General features: G+C 38.7%; 14 protein-coding genes. 5 read left to right on the top strand and 9 right to left on the bottom strand.

Translation table 11 applies throughout. The annotated features are described in order from the left end of the window. Positions 1 to 3: 3 nt before the first annotated feature. Positions 4 to 624, bottom strand: coding sequence for a glutathione S-transferase family protein (locus I6F49_RS05325; RefSeq protein WP_197178936.1), 621 nt, complete (start codon positions 622 to 624; stop codon positions 4 to 6). A gap of 227 nt (positions 625 to 851) precedes the next feature. On the opposite strand from I6F49_RS05325, the gene I6F49_RS05330 reads away from it, so the two are divergent. Further along, the gene (locus I6F49_RS05330) at positions 852 to 1,376 is read left to right on the top strand and encodes a TetR/AcrR family transcriptional regulator (protein ID WP_166420381.1); all 525 of its coding nucleotides are present in this window, start codon (positions 852 to 854) and stop codon (positions 1,374 to 1,376) included. A gap of 96 nt (positions 1,377 to 1,472) precedes the next feature. On the opposite strand, the gene I6F49_RS05335 is transcribed toward I6F49_RS05330, so the two are convergent. From I6F49_RS05335 to I6F49_RS05355, 5 genes are all read right to left on the bottom strand, one after another. Continuing rightward, complete coding sequence (locus I6F49_RS05335; protein WP_197178937.1) at positions 1,473 to 2,942, bottom strand: carbon starvation CstA family protein; 1,470 nt, start codon at positions 2,940 to 2,942, stop codon at positions 1,473 to 1,475. 270 nt (positions 2,943 to 3,212) lie between these two features. After that, positions 3,213 to 4,130, bottom strand: a complete 918-nt coding sequence (locus tag I6F49_RS05340) for a carbohydrate kinase family protein (protein WP_166420383.1) — start codon at positions 4,128 to 4,130, stop codon at positions 3,213 to 3,215. Positions 4,131 to 4,132: 2 nt separating this feature from the next. Next, positions 4,133 to 5,656 carry a mannitol dehydrogenase family protein gene (locus tag I6F49_RS05345; RefSeq protein WP_197178939.1) on the bottom strand — a complete coding sequence of 508 codons (1,524 nt, stop codon included), beginning with the start codon at positions 5,654 to 5,656 and terminating at the stop codon, positions 4,133 to 4,135. 69 nt (positions 5,657 to 5,725) lie between these two features. Beyond that, entirely contained in the window at positions 5,726 to 7,447 is a 1,722-nt protein-coding gene (locus tag I6F49_RS05350) for a purine-cytosine permease family protein (protein WP_197178941.1), read from the bottom strand. A 280-nt stretch (positions 7,448 to 7,727) separates the two neighbouring features. Beyond that, entirely contained in the window at positions 7,728 to 8,402 is a 675-nt protein-coding gene (locus tag I6F49_RS05355) for an HAD family hydrolase (RefSeq protein WP_197178942.1), read from the bottom strand. 417 nt (positions 8,403 to 8,819) lie between these two features. Between I6F49_RS05355 and I6F49_RS05360 the strand changes: the two genes are divergently transcribed. Together I6F49_RS05360 and I6F49_RS05365 are read left to right on the top strand one after the other, a co-directional pair. Continuing rightward, positions 8,820 to 10,346: a catalase gene (locus I6F49_RS05360; protein WP_197178944.1), complete on the top strand. Its 1,527-nt coding sequence runs from the start codon at positions 8,820 to 8,822 to the stop codon at positions 10,344 to 10,346. 93 nt (positions 10,347 to 10,439) lie between these two features. Further along, a complete protein-coding gene (locus tag I6F49_RS05365; protein ID WP_197178946.1) occupies positions 10,440 to 10,955 on the top strand; it encodes an ankyrin repeat domain-containing protein in 516 nt (171 codons plus the stop codon). Positions 10,956 to 11,027: 72 nt separating this feature from the next. Here the strand turns inward: I6F49_RS05365 and I6F49_RS05370 are convergent, their stop codons facing one another. Together I6F49_RS05370 and I6F49_RS05375 are read right to left on the bottom strand one after the other, a co-directional pair. Further along, positions 11,028 to 14,183, bottom strand: a complete 3,156-nt coding sequence (locus I6F49_RS05370) for a M1 family aminopeptidase (RefSeq protein WP_197178948.1) — start codon at positions 14,181 to 14,183, stop codon at positions 11,028 to 11,030. Further along, positions 14,177 to 15,040, bottom strand: coding sequence for an ABC transporter ATP-binding protein (locus I6F49_RS05375; protein WP_197178950.1), 864 nt, complete (start codon positions 15,038 to 15,040; stop codon positions 14,177 to 14,179). The genes I6F49_RS05370 and I6F49_RS05375 overlap by 7 nt, the downstream gene beginning before the upstream one ends. Before the next feature lie 343 nt (positions 15,041 to 15,383). On the opposite strand from I6F49_RS05375, the gene I6F49_RS05380 reads away from it, so the two are divergent. Both I6F49_RS05380 and I6F49_RS05385 read left to right on the top strand, forming a co-directional pair. Continuing rightward, a complete protein-coding gene (locus tag I6F49_RS05380; protein WP_197178952.1) occupies positions 15,384 to 16,892 on the top strand; it encodes a sensor histidine kinase in 1,509 nt (502 codons plus the stop codon). Further along, on the top strand, positions 16,886 to 17,566 hold the full coding sequence (locus I6F49_RS05385; protein WP_197178954.1) for a LytR/AlgR family response regulator transcription factor: 681 nt from the start codon (positions 16,886 to 16,888) through the stop codon (positions 17,564 to 17,566). Before I6F49_RS05380 ends, I6F49_RS05385 begins: the two co-directional genes overlap by 7 nt. 42 nt (positions 17,567 to 17,608) lie before the next feature. Here the strand turns inward: I6F49_RS05385 and I6F49_RS05390 are convergent. Continuing rightward, positions 17,609 to 18,771, bottom strand: a protein-coding gene (locus I6F49_RS05390) for an IS3 family transposase (RefSeq protein ID WP_197178956.1) whose coding sequence is annotated in 2 segments (ribosomal slippage) — positions 17,609 to 18,516 and positions 18,516 to 18,771 — 1,164 coding nt in all. Because the reading frame shifts where the segments join, the coding sequence is not laid out codon by codon here. Positions 18,772 to 18,841 lie beyond the last annotated feature (70 nt).

Consider the following 18,841-nt stretch of genomic DNA (forward strand, 5'->3'; position numbering starts at 1 on the left):
AAATTAAGCAGCAACACTTGGGCGTTTTGCTACTTTTTCTTGCCATGCTACTAAATGGGTTAACTCATTTGGGATTGCTATTTGTGCAAATCCAGCAAATACCAGCCCAGCATACAATGTAATATCAGCAATACTAAACTGCTCACCACCAACAAATGCTGATTTCGCTAATACATCATTAAAATAGCTAAACCCTTGGCGTGCCTTTTCGCCTTGTTTTTCACCCCACGCTACGTTTTGATACGTTTCTAGCTCTGGGCCTAAACCATCAGTTGCATGATGAAAGTAAGTTGCCACAGCGTCAAGCACCATAGATTCTGCGCGCTTTTGCATCATATTAATTACTGCACGCTCTTTTGCGGTTTCACCCATTAAAGATGGGCCTTCAAATGTGGTATCAATATACTCAGTAATAGCGGTACTTTCTGATATAAACGTGCCGTCATCCAGCTCTAATACGGGTACACCTGCTAATGGGTTTTTAGCTAAGAAGGCTTCTGTTCTGTGCTCACCATTTAATAAATCAACAGGCACAAACTCAACATGTGCAGTGGCATTTTTTTCAGCTAAAGCAATACGAACACGAAGTGGATTTGGAAAGTTTTCTACATCATAAATTTTCATAGCAGTCTCATTCTTTATCGTTTAAAAGTTAATTAATGGCAGCAACCTACCTACCGATAGGTAATTTATATTCCTAAATTAAATGTAAGTCAATTTTTAAATTAACCCCTCATTTGGTCATAATTTAATAACCTTTAAAATCATAAAGTTGCTTATAAAAATAAAATGGCTTGTAAATGACTACCTACTGGTCGATAATTTTATTATTGCAATGGGGAAGTATGTAAATGAGTAAAAAAGAAGAACTATTAAAAGCTGCGCAGGATAAAGTACGCCTTGGTGGTTACAGTAACTTTAGTTTTAGAGAGCTTGCGAGCGAAGTCGGTATTAAAAGCGCCAGTGTGCATTACCACTTTCCTACAAAGGCTGATTTAGGTGCAGAGCTTGCTCATCACTATACCAACTCGTTTTTGGCTGCGTTAGGTGAGCCGGACGAGCTAAAAGCGAGCGGTAAAAACCCTATTGAAGTGTACACGCAGCTTTTTAGAGGGGCATTAGTAACCGATAAAAAAATGTGTTTATGTGGTTTACTAGGGGCCGAAAGCGATAGCCTACCTGATAAAGTTCGCCTTGAAGTGCAGCGATTTTTTAATCATAACTTACAGTGGCTTAAAGCAGCTCATTTAGCTAATGATGAACCTAATCCCGCCCAAGCTGCTATTAAAACTGTGAGCTTACTAGAGGGTGCGATGATGATAAGCAAAACACTCGACGACAATAGTTACTTTGAACTTGCAACTCAAACTGTTTAATTTAGCTTTAATTTAAACGTAAAAAACGAGCTATAAAATAGCTCGTTTTTTTGTTTGGCTAAGTTACGTAGTTTACTTTACGCAACTCATAAGTAACTAAACCGTTGTTGGTTTAACTTTATGCTTAGAATGCACAATCACCAAAACAATTAAGCCAATCACTGTAACTACAGCGCCAATAGGTTTGCCATAATCGCTTGATAAGTTAAGACCAATTGCGGCAGTACCAATATAAGAAACCGTTACCGCAGTTGCTATAACAGCCGGAACACTGGCAATCCAATGGAATGTACCACGGTCAAATAAGTACTTAGTGGCAAGCCATAATACGCTTGTAGAAAGTAACATGTTTGAGAACGCGAAGTAGCGCCAAATTAATGAGAAATCGAGCTTCGTCATAAAGTACGCAATAGTAAGTATAGGCACCGCTACCAATAAGCGATTACGTAAACTTTGCGGAATATTAAACGCATCAACAACGGTTAAACGTAGTGAACGGAACGCTGTATCACCAGAAGTAATTGGGAACACGGCTACAGCAATAATTGCCATAATACCGCCAAATACGCCTAAGTAAGTATTAGCTACATGGTTTACAACTAAACCAGGGCCACCTTGGTCAAGTAATGTTTTTAAGCCAGCGTAACCATCTGGGAACGCTGCAATACCAGCAAGTGCCCATACACAGCCAACAATACCTTCACACGTCATAGCACCGTAATAAACTGGGCGTACGTATTTTTCGCTAGTTAAACAACGCGCAACAATAGGTGCTTGAGTAGAATGAAAACCACTTATAGCACCACAGGTAATTGTTATAAATAACAATGGCCATGTTGGTAATCCGTCGGGGTTTGGCTCTAAAAAGTCATGTGCGTGGTCGGCTTCAAAGTAGGCTAAAAAGTCACTTGGTATCGGTAAGTGCGGCGCATTAATTAATAACGAAACAGCAATTGCCACTGTCATTACAATCATTAGCGCACCAAAAATTGGGTAAAACTTAGTGATAATTTTATCAATTGGTAGCAAGGTCGCTAAAAAGTAATACGCTAAAATAGCAAGCACCCAAAAGGTGTTGTTTGCCAGTATAGTACCTTCAAAAAAATCAAGGTTACTTAGCAAACCTGCCGGGCTCATAATAAATACTACGCCTACAAAAAATAGTAGCATGGCAGTAAATATAAGCATAAAGCCTTTAAATACGATGTTGTAATAATGGCCTGCAATTTCAGGTAAACTTTTACCGTCTTCTTTTATACTCATTACACCTGAGAAGAAGTCGTGTACAGCGCCACCTAAAACATTACCAAGTACAATCCATACTAGTGCGACTGGTCCGTATAAAGCACCTAAAATTGGGCCAAATATTGGGCCTACACCAGCAATATTTAAAAATTGAATTAAAAATGCACGTACAGGGTGAATAGCTACGTAATCAACACCTTCGCTAAAGCGTTTTTGTGGTGTTTCGGCAGTTGAATCCAAACCGGCTTGTTTTTCAACAAATGGGCTGTAAAACTTATAGCCCAGTATTAAAATAGTGAGGCAGATAAAAAAGATGATCATAAAGCACGTTTCTCTTTTTGTATTTTAGTTATAGAGCGCATTGTGTGTCGCCCCGCCTTTTCAATCCGTGAATAATCGACGAACAATAACAAAGCTTTACCCCGCAAACAATAAGACGTTTAGCTAATACTATAGTCGATATAAGCCACTATTTACGCAACCTGCGCACTTAACGTTCCACATTGAATATTTATTACACACGTCTTATTTTGGGCACAAAAAAAGCGGTTAAACTTTTACGTTATAACCGCTTTCACACACAATGTTTTTTTAAAGTGGGTTCATAAACTCACTAATTTGTTGATGCGTTAAAGTAGGTGTTGCACCAGAACTTTCAGCGACCATAGCTCCAACGGCACATGCAAAGTCAACGGCATATTGCGCATCGTCGTTGCTACAAAGCTGATAAATTAACGAACCTAAAAACGAATCCCCTGCGCCAACAGTATCAATTACGCTAATTAAATAACCTGAATTATAAAAATTCTCGCCTTTGATTGTTAATAAAGCACCGTGACTACCTTTGGTTACACATAAGTAATCGGTATTTGTTTGCTGTGCTATAAACGCTAAATTTTGTTCAAGCGAATGAAACTTACAACCCATCGCTTTAGCAATTTCGTATAGCTCTTCATCGTTTAATTTAATAAAATCTGCTTTATTCATTAAATCTACAAGTGTTTCTAGCTTGTAATGCGGTGCACGTAGGTTTACGTCAAATACTTTAAAGTTTGCTACATCAACTAGTTCATTTAATGTTGCTAAAGACGCTTCGCTTCGCCCAATTAGGCTGCCAAATACAAATACATCGCTACTTTTAACTTTACTAAGTAACTCATTGTTAAGCGCTATATTATCCCACGCAGTGTCTGCCACTATTTCATAACTAGCTGAGCCACTACTGTCGAGTGTTACCTCAACCGTGCTAGTTTTTTTGTCACTATTAATAGCAATGTATTCGCAGCTTACGCCTTTGCTCGTAATTTCGCTTAGTAGCTCAGCGCCTAACTCGTCGTTACCAACAGCGCTTAACATGTCGGCTTTAATGCCAAGTGAGTTAATACGCACACACATGTTAAGTGGAGCGCCACCTAAACGTTTACCTGAATCAAAACAATCCCACAGCACTTCGCCAAAGCAGCTTACGCTTACGTTTTCGCCTGATTTATGATTAATTAAAATACTCATAATTAGTTACTCTTTTGATCAAGTACGTTATTCATAATGGCTTTAACTTTACTTGCAGGTGCATATAAAGCTTCAATATTATTTTTGTAATGAATAGTAAATTCATTTTGCTCGCTTAAGTTACCAAATAAACTAGTAAGCGATAAAAATGCTAGCGGCTGTGTATGAGTTTTAACTGCGGCTTCATGCAGCTCACTTTGCATTGCATCAATGACTTCTAACTTATTGCCTTGCTCATCAACTTCTTTATCACTGTAAAAACACCATGCAGCAATTACAAGCGCAGCAAGAGAAACATCACGCCCTTGTGCTAGGTTTTCGTTAATAGTAGCAATTAAAAATTTAGGAAGCTTTGCGGCACTTTCTGAGCAAATGCGCGAAAGGCTGTCTTTAATATTAGGATTAGCAAAACGCTCTATTAACGTATCTTTGTAGCTTTCAAGGTCAATGCCTTCAAGTGGTTCAAGATTTGGGGTTACTTCTTTATCCATAAAAGCACGTAGGTATGTGGCAAATAATTCATCAGATACCGTTTCATCAATAGTGCCGTAGCCATGGATTGAACCTAATAAACCAAGTACAGAATGCCCTGCATTAAGTAAACGTATTTTCATGGTTTCATAAGGCGTTACATCAGTAACAAACTGTGCACCAACAACATCCCAATTTGGACGAGAGTCACTAAATGTGTCCTCTATTACCCATTGTGTAAACGACTCACAGGTAATTGGCCACTCGTCGCTAACACCATATGCATCAACCACGTAATCAATATCACTCTTTTTAGATACAGGTGTAATGCGGTCAACCATCGCATTTGGAAACGATACGTTTTGTTCAATCCACTCACTTAGGTCTTTGTCTTGCTCTGTAGCAAAGGCTAAAAGCATTTTGCGTGTTACGTTACCGTTGTGCTGAATGTTATCGCACGACTGCACTGTAAACGCGCCTAGGCCTTGCTCTTTGCGCAGTTTTAACGCAGCAGTAATGTAACCAAACGCTGTAATTGGGTCGTTCGGGTTATTAATGTCGTTAATAATATCTGGGTTGTTGTAGTCAAACTCACCCGTTGCAGGGTTAAAGTTATAGCCGCCTTCAGTAATAGTAAGCGACACAATTTTAGTATCGCTGTGCGCTAGCTTATTAATTACCGCTTGTTTGTCCTCTGGGGCAAACAAAAAGTCGATCATTGAACCAATAACTTTATTATCTATTGTACCGTCTGGGTGTCTTACCGTTAAGGTATAAAGGTAATCTTGCTGCTTTAAAATATCACGCAGCCCACGGTTACCTTCTAAAAGACCAACACCACAAATGCCCCACTGCTCAGAACCTGGCGTTTTTAAAAGCTCGTTAATATAAGCGGCTTGATGGGCGCGATGAAAACCGCCCACACCTATATGTACTATGCCCGCTTTAAGTGCGCTACGATCGTACGTTGGTGTATCAACATGGCTTGGTAATTGAGCCAAGCTCTGTTGGTTTAGCCCTGTTACAAGAGCGTCAGTGTGTTGGTGTTGCGTCATAGTGCGGCCTTACTCAAACAAAAATAAAATGTAAATTATGATACGAAACGAATATTTTAAGCACCGTAATTACGATGCTGTATTTAATACCTTATGGCGTTTTAAAGACCAGTAAGCTGATGCAAAGTAAATAACAGTACAGATAAAACACACTATTTCGAATTGCGATTTATTCTCACCGTACATGCTCATTGTTTCGCTAAAAAACATCACTTGGCTGGCAAATACAAAAATAACAAATAACGAAATAGTAGAGATGGCATTAAGCACCTTACTAAACATAGAACTATCTATAACTGGTTTTGGAACATCTTTAGCTTCTGTAGCTTGGTATTCTTTAATTGCTTTTAGCTCTTGCTCGTCTGCAGCAATCTCTTGAGTGTAATCTTCACCCGCACCGTATTTTTTAGCTAATAAAGTATAAATAACGATTGTGAAAATCCACGTAGGAATAAATAAGTAGTAAAACGACATAACATCAATAGCATTTAAGCCAAAACCAAACACAAGCGCCAGCGCCCAAGAGGCAATAGCCGGTACACTGCGGGTAATATTTTTATACTTAGCCCAGTAACGTGTTAAACCAATTTTAGGAAACAATACATGCTCAGCAAATACAATGCCGCCTACTGGTACTACTAATAAACCAGCGTAGGTAAGTAGCGGTAGCATTTGTGAAAATACAAACGGGAAACACGCAATAATCACCGTAACAACACCTACAATAGCGGTTGTGCGTTCACGTGATTGATTAACAAATATAGATTGTGCTGCAAGGCCTGCACGGTAAAGGTTTGCGTTTGCTGTAGTCCAGCCCGCTATTATTACAATAACAAATCCAGTCCAACCTAATGCATGGTATGCAACATCACCTGGATCAAGCGATGAAATAGTTGTTTTAAGTAATACTGCAACACCTGCGCCCATAATACCGGCAGAGATCCACGCTAAGTAATGACCAAAAAACATGCCCACACCCGAGAACAAACCGTAGCTTTTACGCTTAGCAAATCTAAAAATAGCCATGTCAATCAAACCAAAGTGAGTGATTGAGTTAGCAGCCCATGCAAAACCAATTACTTCTAATAGGCCAATGCCCTTTTCACCATCGGCATTGGTGCCCGTCCATATGGAGGAGTCGCCTATGGTCATAAAGTCGCCAAAACTACTTAAAGACGTAGAACCTAATACATGGTTTGAAAGCTCAGGGAATAATGCGAACGAACCTGCGATAAATATAACAAATAGCCACGGTGCACACAGTTTCGAAAAGTCAGCAACCGTCGAAAAACCATACATAGCCACAAAAACAACAATAGAGCCTACCGCTAAAACAATGGCCACAAACCAAAAGCTATTAGGGTACCAATCAAGTTGTGCCGGTATATCAAACAAAAACCGTACGGCGGTGGAGGATACCGTGATCATGGCGGCCGATATAACACTAAAAATAACCACATTAGCCCAGTTATAGAGCTTGGTCATTGAGTTACCAGCAATTTTATTAAGGTAGTTATATAAACTTAAGCGAGTTTCAACAGCTATTGGCGCGGTAATTAACCACCAAGAACACATGGCTAAAAGGTTACCTATTAATAAACCAAGTAGAATATCAATAGTTGAAGCGCCCAATGCAACAAACGTTGCACCAATAACAAATTCAGTAGCTGCAACATGTTCGCCAGCATATAGCCCTGCAAAATGTTTCCAACCGTGTAATCGGTTATTAGCAACAGGAAGCTGCTCTTCGTTTACATCTTTAAATGATTGTGTGTGTGGACTCGTTGCCATGGTATTTCCTATTGTTAACAGCAAAGTATTTAATACCAATCAGCATAACTATTTGAATAATTTAACAAGTTAAATCACTCTATATTTAAGCAAATTGGTATAGTACTTACATACTTTGCCTTTTATAATTTGGCTTATAAACGCATGATGTTTTGCCATGTTTTGTTTTATTTTTAGTAAAGCAAAACCATCTACATTTATATTTTGCGTTTGCTTGCCTGTCAGTGAGTAAGGCGAGCAAATCGCGTTTAAAACTTTGTGTATTTAAAAAGCTGCGTGTTTACTGCTTTTTAAGTGCAGGGTATGCACTAAAAAAACCTTGCCAATGCGTTAAATGATCAACATTTGGGTAAGCACTGTGCACATGATTTACCGACCCTTGCATATGTTGCCCACCGCTGTAATGCAGCACCTGCATATTGGCGTCAATTGCTGCATTTACGCCTGCTTTACTATCTTCAATCACTAAACAATGATCTGGCTTTACACCCATTTGTTTAGCTGCATGTAAAAATAAATCGGGTGCTGGTTTACCACGCTTAACTTCGCTGCTGGTAAAAACCGTATCGCTAAAGTATTTACTTAAACTCACTACGCTCAACGCTTTTGCTGTGCGTGCTGGGCTGCTGCTAGTAGCTATACAAATAGGCACAGCTAAATTGTTAAGTACGTCTTTTATACCGTCAGTCGTGGTTAGCCCTGTTTCAAATTCGTTTAACAGTGCCTCGCGGTAGTCACTTTCAAAGCTTTCAGGAAGAGTGACATTAAATGCATCCGCTATTTTTTGGCTTACTGTTTTAAAATTGCAGCCTAAAAAGTGTTGCTGTACATAAGCACGGTCAATATCAACGCCTTTTTCAACAAGCATATCAATGAGTACTTGTGCGCTTAAAATTTCGCTATCAATAACAACGCCATCACAATCAAATATCACTAATTCAATTTTAGTATTCATCTTGTCACCTTATTAAAACTATTTGGTTTAGCTAATTTAAGTATAACGAGTTAAGCGCGATTAATAGTGTGCAGCTTTTTAGTGTAACTTAATGGTGAGCATAAGCCCATAAGTTGAGCATATTCCCTTTATTACACGAATATGTCAACACACTGTAAGTATAAAACGCACCAGCTTGGTGAAAATACACTCTGATAAAACTAAAAATCGTTGTATTTAATCAACTTTATAAAAATGCCTATCGACTAAGGTCGTAGATGGTAAGGCTTAAAAGCACCTCTGAAATTTATTTCATCTATTTTACAAATCATATCAATCTAATTAATCAGTTTTACCGAAGTTAATAAAATCAATACTATCGTTAACAGATTCACAGCCTGCACCACTGCCGGCACTTTTAAATAGATGAGGTCGACAATGAATACTCAAATAAACAAAACAAAATTAACACTAAGTGCGCTAGCACTTGCAATGGCATTACCGGTAAGCGCAGCAACAACACTTACTAAAGATAACGGCGCAGCTGTTGGCGACAACCAAAACTCGATTACTGCTGGTGAGCGCGGCAGTGTATTACTAGAAGACGTACAACTAATTCAAAAACTACAACGCTTTGCACGTGAGCGTATTCCTGAGCGTGTTGTTCATGCCCGTGGTGTTGGTGCACATGGTGTGTTTGTAGCATCTAAAGAGTTAGACGATTTAACAATTGCAGCCCCTTTTTCAGAAGTAGGTAAAGAAACAGACGTATTTGTTCGCTTTTCATCAGTAATTCATTCTAAAGGCAGCCCAGAAACACTGCGTGACCCACGCGGCTTTGCAATTAAGTTTTATACTGATGAAGGTAACTGGGATTTAGTCGGCCTTAACTTACCGGTATTTTTTATACGTGATGCGATTAAATTTCCAGATATGATCCATTCTTTGAAACCATCTCCGGTAGATAACATTCAAGATCCTAACCGTGTATTTGACTTTTTCTCCCACGAACCAGGTTCTACACAAATGCTAACGTGGGTTTACAGCGACTACGGTACACCAGCAAGCCTTCGTAAAATGGACGGCTGGGGTGTTCATTCTTACAAAATGATTAATAAATCGGGTGATGTTAAATACGTTAAGTTTCATTGGGTAAGCCAACAAGGCATTGATAACCTTGACGCAAAAGAAGTAGCAAAGGTGCAAAGTAAAGATTTCCAGCACTTAACTCACGATTTATACACTGAAGTTAATAAAGGTAATTTCCCTAAATGGGATCTGTACATTAAAACGCTTGATCCATCACAGCTTGATGACTTTGATTACAACCCGTTAGATGCAACAAAAATGTGGTTAGATGTAAAAGAAGTTAAAGCGGGAACACTTACGTTAAACCGCATGCCAACTAACTTCTTCCAATCGACGGAACAAGTAGCTATGGCGCCATCAAACATTATTCCGGGTATTGAGCCTTCAGAAGACCGCTTATTACAAGGCCGTGTATTTTCTTACGCAGACACACAAATGTACCGCCTAGGTGCTAACCACCAGCAATTGCCAATTAACCGTGCAAAAGTTGAAGTAGTTAACTACAACCAAGACGGCGCAATGAATTACGGTAACACTACAGGCAATGTAAACTACCAGCCAAGTCAAGAAAACGTTGCTGAAAACCCAATTGCACGTAGAAGCCAAACCGAGCTTAAAGGCTACGTACAGCAAGCCGCGATTAAAAAGCAACAAAACTTCGCGCAAGCCGGTGTTTTATACCGTGGTTTTAGCAAGCAAGAACGTACAAACCTCGTTAATAACCTTGCAGGCGATTTAGGTAAAGTGCAAAACAGCAATGTTAAACACAAAATGCTTAGCCACTTCTACAAAGCAGACAGTGAGTACGGTACACGTTTAACTAAAGCTGTAAACGGCGATCTTAAAATGGTTAAACAACTAGCAGCTAACTTGTAAGTAGCTAGTTGTAATTAACTAGCAGCTATATAAGCAACCACAATTATGAGGAAGGGATAACCCCCCTTCCTCTTTTTATAAGAGACAATTGTTATGCGTAATTTATTAATTATAGTCGCTCTACTACTGAGCTTTACCAGTAGCGTTTACGCTCAAAATACCCCAAGTACACAAACACCCAGTACGCAAGTTGAAAGCCAACATTCTGCAAAAACACAATACCAAAGCTTATTTGCTTATTACTTTGCCGCAGCTCGTACAAACGATACAGCCGTAATAGAGCAATTTGTAGATGCCGGTATTCCTATCGACAGTTACAACAATAAAGGTTACACCGCATTAATGATTGCCACTTACCACGGTAATAAAAACACGGTTAACACGCTTTTACACTTAGGCGCTAATGCTTGCATGGAAGATAACCGGGGTAACACAGCACTTATGGCCGCTATATTCAGAGGTGAATTTAGTATAGCTAAAACACTCGTATCACTTGATTGCGACAACGCGCATCAAAACAAAGCAGGTCAAACGGCAGAACAATTTGCACAAACATTTGGTCAACAAAAAGTTATAGAGTTACTAGCAAAGGTAAATAATGGAAAGTAATCTGCACGCAACAAAAAGCCCTAAAATAATAGGGCTTTTGATTTACTAAATATATGTTCAAATTAAACGTACTTACTCTAAAAACAGTGTGTTTATTAAGCTTTCTTGTTCTTTTCCAGCTTCATGTTTTAATGCTCGTATAAAATCCATAGAATTGGCGGGACTGTTTGGATAACCATGATTTTTCCAAACCAACTTGAGCGCATTAATAATGGGTTCATCCCCAATAGCAGCGCGTAGCTTAGCAAAGACAATGGTTGCTCGCGAATATTGGTCAAAGCTTTGTGTAGCATCAACTAAGGCTGATCGCTCCTTTATGTTCATCAACATACTTTGCTCATAGCGTGTTGTTTCATACTCAACCAGCGCTTGCATGGTCGCTTTCCCATAACGCTGCTCTATAACAACAAGCTCAATATACTTTGCCATAGACTCCACTAAAAAAGCGCTATCTGAAAATACTCCATTACCAATATCATGGCCAAACCATTGATGCGCAGTTTCGTGAACTGCACGGCGATAGCGTTGATCAAAGCCTGCATTAGCGCTTGGCTTTGATCTAAAACCAACACTGTCTTCAATAAGTATAAGTTGCGGCAATGCATAACCTGTAGCACCAACACTAGGCGAGCCTATTAAGCTCAATTGTTTTGCTCTATATGGGCTTATATTATTAAGCCATTTTATTGTGTCGCCCATTGCACTGAGGTTCATGGCTATAGACTCCGCTCGTGCAGGCTCGCTTTTGTCTTTAGCAAACACGTTTAACATCACGCCGTTTTGCTGCTTAGTAACAGGGGAATAAGGCACGGTCACCCAAGCTGGGATTGCATTTATGGGTGTACGAGTCTCAAAATGAAATATTTCGCGGTCATCTTTGCTGGTACGTGATATTTCCTCTCCTTGGGTTATAACCTGATAACCCCTTGTTGTACTCACTTTACTCGACATAGTAAGCCACTGGTAATGAGTACTTGCTTTCGCCGTTTTAGCAAATAGCTTCGTGGGTCTAATCACCGACTTCACTTTAAGTGCGTGTTGCTGACGAAGTATAGGATCGGTTAACTCATAATTATCTTGATAGCCAACAGTCGGCAATAAAGGCACTGATCGTATATAGCTAAATTCAGGGGTTATTATCTGATGGCCTCTTACTGGCCAAAGCTTAGCTTGATGAACATCAAACCGTGTAACTAGTTTACGTATTTCTCCTGGCTGCATTTCATTCTCAAACTTAAACACAGCTTGATTAAGCAAGGGAAAGCTTTTAGCCCTTTGCGCGCCATCGATTTCAATATCGGCCCATTTATAAAAACCAGAGCGCCCAACCAATATCTCTTTAATAGGAGCTTGATGGGTGTTTTTTAAGGTATATATTAAGGAAAAATGAGCTTGCTGCTGATGCGGATAAAAGTCTACATTAGCATCAATGTGTACAATGTTTGGCTGTGCTACATTGCGCCATTGTGAGAATGCTTTTTCGTATTGTGCTTTAAATGCCTCGCGTTTATGTGAGTTGGTTAAAGGCTTCTCCTCAACCAGTCTTAAATGTAATTGAGTAAATAGTGCCACACTGATAAGTAAAGGAATAAGTAACCAAAAATGTTTAACCCCCATTACTCTTCGGCTCAATCCGGCACCTCGGTGATTAAAAATTCCCGTAATTATAACTAAGCTTATACACGCAACTAACCAAACTGATATATAAGGCCAATAACTACTTATACTTGCACGATAACCCCAAAAGTTATCAGGTGCCTGCAAAGGCGTCCAACCAACACTCCACAATGTATGCGTAAGACCAAGATAAGTCATTATCGGTGTAAATTTGATCAGTAAAATAACAGCAATTAGCAAACCCGCAATAAGCTGCGAACGACACAAATTAAATACACACAAAAATACACACGCAATAATGGCAAGCACAATTGCCATCAAAAATAAAATGGTTAAATGTACTTCAAATTGATATGCACTATGTAAAAACCACTGAGCTGCACTTGCCCCTAATAAGCTCATTGTTAAAAAAACCAATATCATTGTACCTAGGACCAATAACTGACTGTTTAAAAAGTAATATGTTTTGAGCGGTGTGGCAGCGATCAGCTCAGCTATATTATAGTATTTAGCAAAGCAGCTTACTTGCCAGCTCCACAAAGCCATTAATAAAGTGCCAAACAACAATTGCATATCAAATGCATAGTAACTAATCGCATCAAGGCTTGTGGTGCTCATAACACTCATTGGTTCAACATAACCAGACGACGAGGCAACACTATTAAAAACCATCACCGGCCAAACAAAAATAATCAGTAAAGTAACTGGGTGTGAAACCAAATTAACCAGCGTAGTTTTGTATAAACTGGCCATCATCAAAAATGGCTTTTGCGTGACTCTCGCTGTTTTATATTCAGCGGGTTTTAACGTGTTGTAACGAATGTATTCGTTAGTATTTTTACTTTTTTTACTCTTTAATAATGTGTGTTTTTTATTTTTACTAAAAGTAATATAAAAAATACCAACAGCAAGCATACTCACAACAACGCGATTAATAGCAAATGAAGCCCCTAATGAATTGGTTAAACTGTTTATTACGGCGGTGTATGCAAAAGGGTCAAGCCAAACAAATAATGTATAAAAGCGATTGCTTATAATACTACTTCCAGCAAGCATGGGATTTCCGGTAATACTTGCAAGCATTATGTAGCCTATCCACAACACTGTAAAAACAACATAATTGGGTAATGAATTAGCTGATTTATGGCAAACAAAAAAGGCAACCACAACTAAAAAGCAGCTATTTGGTAACAACACTAAAAAGCTATTAAATACAGTAAAAGAAACCATATTTGGTATATAGCCCAATTGCCTTACATGCATGTATATCATTACTAAATTACTGATTAAGCTGATAATAAAAACCAAGCAAATCAGTAAGCATACCCTTGCTAAACTGCGCTTAAATAAACTAGTTTGCGTAGCATAAATAAGCTCCTGCATTGACGCGTGCTGATCTCGTAAAAATATAACGGGCGCTAATACTCCTACAAGCACAGGTAACTGCATCATTTGTAGCATTGTAATATTTAACTTAAATTGTTTTAACGAATCAACTTCAACTGCTGCAAGCCCAGAGGACAACATAACCGCAAATACCAAAGGGATAATAATGCACAGACAAACAAGTGGTTGGCGCACTGCATATCGCCACTCATTAAAAATTAACATGTTTGACTCCCTTCATTAAGTGCAAAAAAGTACTTGTCTTGAAGCGTAGCGGGCGAGTTTATTGCATTTTGTGCAGGAGCCGTGTCTGCATACACACGAAATGACGATCTACCATAGCGATGGCTCTTACTTAATACATACTGATTCGGTATGCCCGTGGGTAAACTTTCGAGCTGCCAAATCTTACCTTCTAAAGGAACTAGTAACTCTTTTACGTCACCGCTTTGTATGAGTGCTCCTTGATCTATAATGGCCACGTAGTGACATAAATTTTCAACATCTTCTACAATATGGGTCGATAACAATACCAACCTATTTTGACTAATACTAACGAGTAAATTATTTAAACTTTCTCGCTCTACAGGATCAAGCCCAGCAGTGGGTTCATCCATAATAATTAGTTTTGGGTTACCTAACAAAGCCTGAGCCACGCCAAAACGCTGCTTCATTCCTCCCGAAAAATTAACAACTTTTTTATTAGCAAACTGAGTCAAATTGGTTAGTTCAAGTAAGCTATTAATTTGGTTTTTGCGTGCATTACCATCTATACCTTTTAATACGGCAATATGCTCAAGTAACGCTCGACAACTCATATTGGGATACACACCAAAATATTGTGGTAAATATCCTAGCTGCGAGCGAAGCGCATCTGGTTGGCTAATCACATCAAGGCCATTAAAATTAATATGTCCGGAGTCGGCATTTTGTAAACACGCGAGTGTGCGCATAAGTGTTGACTTACCCGCCCCATTTGGGCCAAGTAGACCAACCATACCGGCGGGTAGAGTGATTGTCACATCATTCAAAGCCTGCGTACCATCTGCGTATTTTTTGTTGATATTTTTCAGTGTAAGCATTAGTTTCTTCCTTAATTGGTATAGCACCAGCTTAAGAAAACAAGTCAATACAAGCGAGAAGATAATGGTTAACGTCTTGAAATAAATGATGAACATAAAAAAGTAACGTTGGTCATTTAAATATGACCTTTCATCATTTAAATAAACGGCCTAGTATGCTTAAAACGGTTTCTAACCCTATGAAATAAAATAATTATTTTAAAAATAAATTATGATTGAAACAGTTTTATAGATAAACTAGCGCGCTCAGCGTAGTGAATTGTGCAAAGGTAATGTTTAAAATAAAAAGACAATTTTATCTGAGCGTACCCGCTCAGAAACTATAATAAAAATGGAGTCACATATGCAGCAAGCCAATACACCAATATGGCAACGCTTTAGCATTACCCAGCTAATAATTTTTTTACCGCTAATTGCTGCTATTATGCTCGACTCTCATATACGCTTTTTGTCATCACATATGGATTCAACGAGCCAATACCTGGCTATTAATATTCAACTTTTTTTACAGTGTATTCCCTTTTTTATAGCCCATGCGTTTGCATATCGTTTATTACTTACACCCGCAATCATAGTTTGGCTGTCAGGCTTTTTAGCCTATCCATCTCTCTTGCTAGTATTTAATAACCAGCTTCTTAACTTTTCGCAATGGCAATACCTTGATGCACAATGTTGGACACTGTGCGCATCTGCAAGTGGTATATGGCTTATTGCTAAACGCACTAATAAAAATAACAATGTGTTGAGTAATAAATGGCTTAAATCCTTGTTTTCACTTGATACAGTCGTGTTTATAGTACTTTTAGGTTGGGCAATAGTTACATCAAGCATACTCAATACGCATACTGATCCTATGTTAAACCAGCCTATTGAGCCTGTTATTGACGTTTATAAAGTATTCACACAGCTTGATACTTTTTTGGGTTACCTTTGGCAAATTACTGTTTGTGCCGGATTAGTATATGGAGTGTATTTATTAAATAGATATTTATTAATACGCTACGTATTAACCTATCATGGTGTACTGATGTTTTTGTTTGCAAGTTTAATAAGCCTCGTTGCACTTACACCTATATTAACATCGGGCTTGCTACTGTTACCTATTAACGATTTACCTGCAGGCATTGCTAACTTAACACCTGGCGGTAATAATAATATTTTCAGCCCTGAAAATTATCAGTTTGTATTTTTATTTTTAGCCATAAGCACACCGATTATTTTAGCGTTTGAACGTCAGCAACAACACGTTCAAATTAGCAACATTGCTCAGCAACAAACAAAAACAGAGCTAAAGCTACTTCAGCAGCAAATTAACCCTCATTTTTTATTTAATACATTAAACAATCTTTACGCGCTGACATTAAAAAAAGCAGATAATGCACCAGATCTTGTTATGCAATTAGCTAATTTACTGCGTTACAGTGTTTACGAAGGTCAAAAAGCACAGGTGAGTTTAGAAAAAGAAATCAATTACTTAAAAGGTTTTATTGCATTACAGCGTTTACGAAGCGCTGAGCGCTGTAACTTTGATGTGCAATGGCCTGAATATCAACAACACTATTTAATTTCGCCACTACTGTTAATAATGATTTTAGAAAACGCGATAAAGCATGGTGTAGAGCCGACGTCACAAAAAGTAACGGTTGTGTTTAAAATCACCATGGTCGATAACATACTAACGCTATTTTCCTCCAACCCTATTCTACCTAATAACAATTCAGAGCATGGGATGGGACTTAACAATTTACGCCGTAGGTTGACTCTTTTATATCCAAATAAGCACACATTAATTATTAATGAAAATAAAAACCTTTGGCAAACCACACTTAAATTGGAGCTGGCTGCATGCTAAACACAATAATTGTTGATGACGAGCCGCTCGCGCATGACGTTATACTGCATCATTTAAGTGCCCATAAAGATATTAATATAAGCGGACAATACCTTAACGCTAAAGATGCATTATGTGCTTTAGCCACATCATCTATTGATTTGTTATTTTTAGACATAAGCATGCCCGAACTATCAGGGATTGCATTACTAAAAGTGCTCGCGAATCGACCACAAGTGATTATTATTAGTGCGTATCAAGAATATGCTTTAGCCGGTTTTGAACTTGACGTAACTGACTACCTACTAAAACCAGTATCTGCGCAACGCCTTGAACAAGCACTCAATAAAGTACGGAAAAAAAGAAAACACATAACGCTAAATCCCAAGGCACCTCTGACTATTACGCTTAAAATCGATCGTGAAAAACATAAAATTCAATTAAGCGATATAGACATGTTTGAAGCGTATGGAAATTACGTAAGAATATGGCAAGGTGAAAAATCATTACTTGCAAGCAGTACTCTCAAATACATATTGCAGGAACTTGATACTTCATTTATTCAAGTCCACAAATCTTACGTGATTAACAAACACAAAGTGGTCGCGTTAAGTACTGAAAGCGTTCAACTAGCATCAGGCGTGTCAGTTAAAATTGGCAAGTCATTTAAACAACAAGTGCGCGACATTATTTAATTTAAGCTCGGTTAAAGTTCCCCTTTATTTAAAATGTTGTGGTCAACTAATTCCGGACAGTGAATTAAGTTTTTCTTCAGCTACAGCAGGGGCAACCATTTGATTATGGCTATGTGGCCTGCGCCAGTTATAATAATTCATCAAATAATTGCTAATATCTTTTTCAGCTTCTTGATAATTACTATAACCCAATGAGGGAACCCATTCTGTTTTTAAACTTCTAAATAGGCGCTCCATCGGCGCATTATCCCAACAATTACCTCGGCGGCTCATACTTTGTTTTATCCGGTAACGCCATAGCCTCTGCTGAAACCTCTTTGCGCCGTATTGGCTTCCTTGATCTGAGTGAAACATCAATTCAGATGGTTTGCCTCGTTGCTCGTAGGCTCTATCTAATGCTTTAATAACCAATTCTGTATCAGGCTTATCTGATAATGCCCAGCCAACTACGCGACGAGCAAACAAGTCGATAATAACTGCCAGATAAGACCATTTATTACCCGTCCAAATATAGGTAATATCCCCACACCAAACTTGGTTTGGGCTATCAACGTTAAACACACGATTAAGTATGTTTGGAATGTCTGGCCGCTCCACAGTCGCCAACTTATATGAATGAGGTCCAGGTTGTTTACATACCAACTCCATGTCGCGCATAATACGGCGCACCTTAAACACACCTATCGGTAAGTCAACGTCATTGAGCATCGCTACTAACGTGCGGCTACCTGCTGACTCACGACTGAGTAAAAATAACTCATTAATCGTTGATCTAAGTTGCACCTCTTCAAGCTTTATCGATGTTACACGCTTTTTAAAATCATAAAAGCTCGAACGTGGAACATCAAAGACGCTACAGAGCATTTCCACAGACTCATGCTCACTTAATTGGTCTATCAACGAATATTGTTCATCTCGTCTGACATTAAGAGAGCTGTAGCCTTTTTTAGAATTGTTTTTTCTCTTTCAAGTCGATTAACTTTAGCTTCAAGTTCCTTAATTTTCTGTTGCTCAGGGGTAAGTGCTTTGGAGTTTGGTGTTGTGCCACCACGCTCTTCTTGTAGTTGCTTAACCCAACGGCGAAGGGCTGTTTCACCGACTTCTAGTGAACGAGCAGCTTCAGGAAATGAGTACCCATCATCAAGGACTAATTTTGCTGAATCAAATTTAAACTCTTGAGAAAAAGAGCGACGTTGTTTTGTCATAGAACACCTCTGTTTGAGTGGTAATAATACCACCTAGATTAGTGTCCGGTTTTATTGAATCACAACAAAA

It is taken from the genome of Pseudoalteromonas sp. SWN166, from assembly GCF_015864485.1.
In the GTDB taxonomy this organism is placed as follows: domain Bacteria; phylum Pseudomonadota; class Gammaproteobacteria; order Enterobacterales; family Alteromonadaceae; genus Pseudoalteromonas.

Bases quoted from the DNA above. Each gene is read 5' to 3' on its own strand.
- I6F49_RS05325 (WP_197178936.1), bottom strand. From the start codon at position 624: ATGAAAATTTATGATGTAGAAAACTTTCCAAATCCACTTCGTGTTCGT.
- I6F49_RS05330 (WP_166420381.1), top strand. From the start codon at position 852: ATGAGTAAAAAAGAAGAACTATTAAAAGCTGCGCAGGATAAAGTACGC.
- I6F49_RS05335 (WP_197178937.1), bottom strand. From the start codon at position 2,942: ATGATCATCTTTTTTATCTGCCTCACTATTTTAATACTGGGCTATAAG.
- I6F49_RS05340 (WP_166420383.1), bottom strand. From the start codon at position 4,130: ATGAGTATTTTAATTAATCATAAATCAGGCGAAAACGTAAGCGTAAGC.
- I6F49_RS05345 (WP_197178939.1), bottom strand. From the start codon at position 5,656: ATGACGCAACACCAACACACTGACGCTCTTGTAACAGGGCTAAACCAA.
- I6F49_RS05350 (WP_197178941.1), bottom strand. From the start codon at position 7,447: ATGGCAACGAGTCCACACACACAATCATTTAAAGATGTAAACGAAGAG.
- I6F49_RS05355 (WP_197178942.1), bottom strand. From the start codon at position 8,402: ATGAATACTAAAATTGAATTAGTGATATTTGATTGTGATGGCGTTGTT.
- I6F49_RS05360 (WP_197178944.1), top strand. From the start codon at position 8,820: ATGAATACTCAAATAAACAAAACAAAATTAACACTAAGTGCGCTAGCA.
- I6F49_RS05365 (WP_197178946.1), top strand. From the start codon at position 10,440: ATGCGTAATTTATTAATTATAGTCGCTCTACTACTGAGCTTTACCAGT.
- I6F49_RS05370 (WP_197178948.1), bottom strand. From the start codon at position 14,183: ATGTTAATTTTTAATGAGTGGCGATATGCAGTGCGCCAACCACTTGTT.
- I6F49_RS05375 (WP_197178950.1), bottom strand. From the start codon at position 15,040: ATGCTTACACTGAAAAATATCAACAAAAAATACGCAGATGGTACGCAG.
- I6F49_RS05380 (WP_197178952.1), top strand. From the start codon at position 15,384: ATGCAGCAAGCCAATACACCAATATGGCAACGCTTTAGCATTACCCAG.
- I6F49_RS05385 (WP_197178954.1), top strand. From the start codon at position 16,886: ATGCTAAACACAATAATTGTTGATGACGAGCCGCTCGCGCATGACGTT.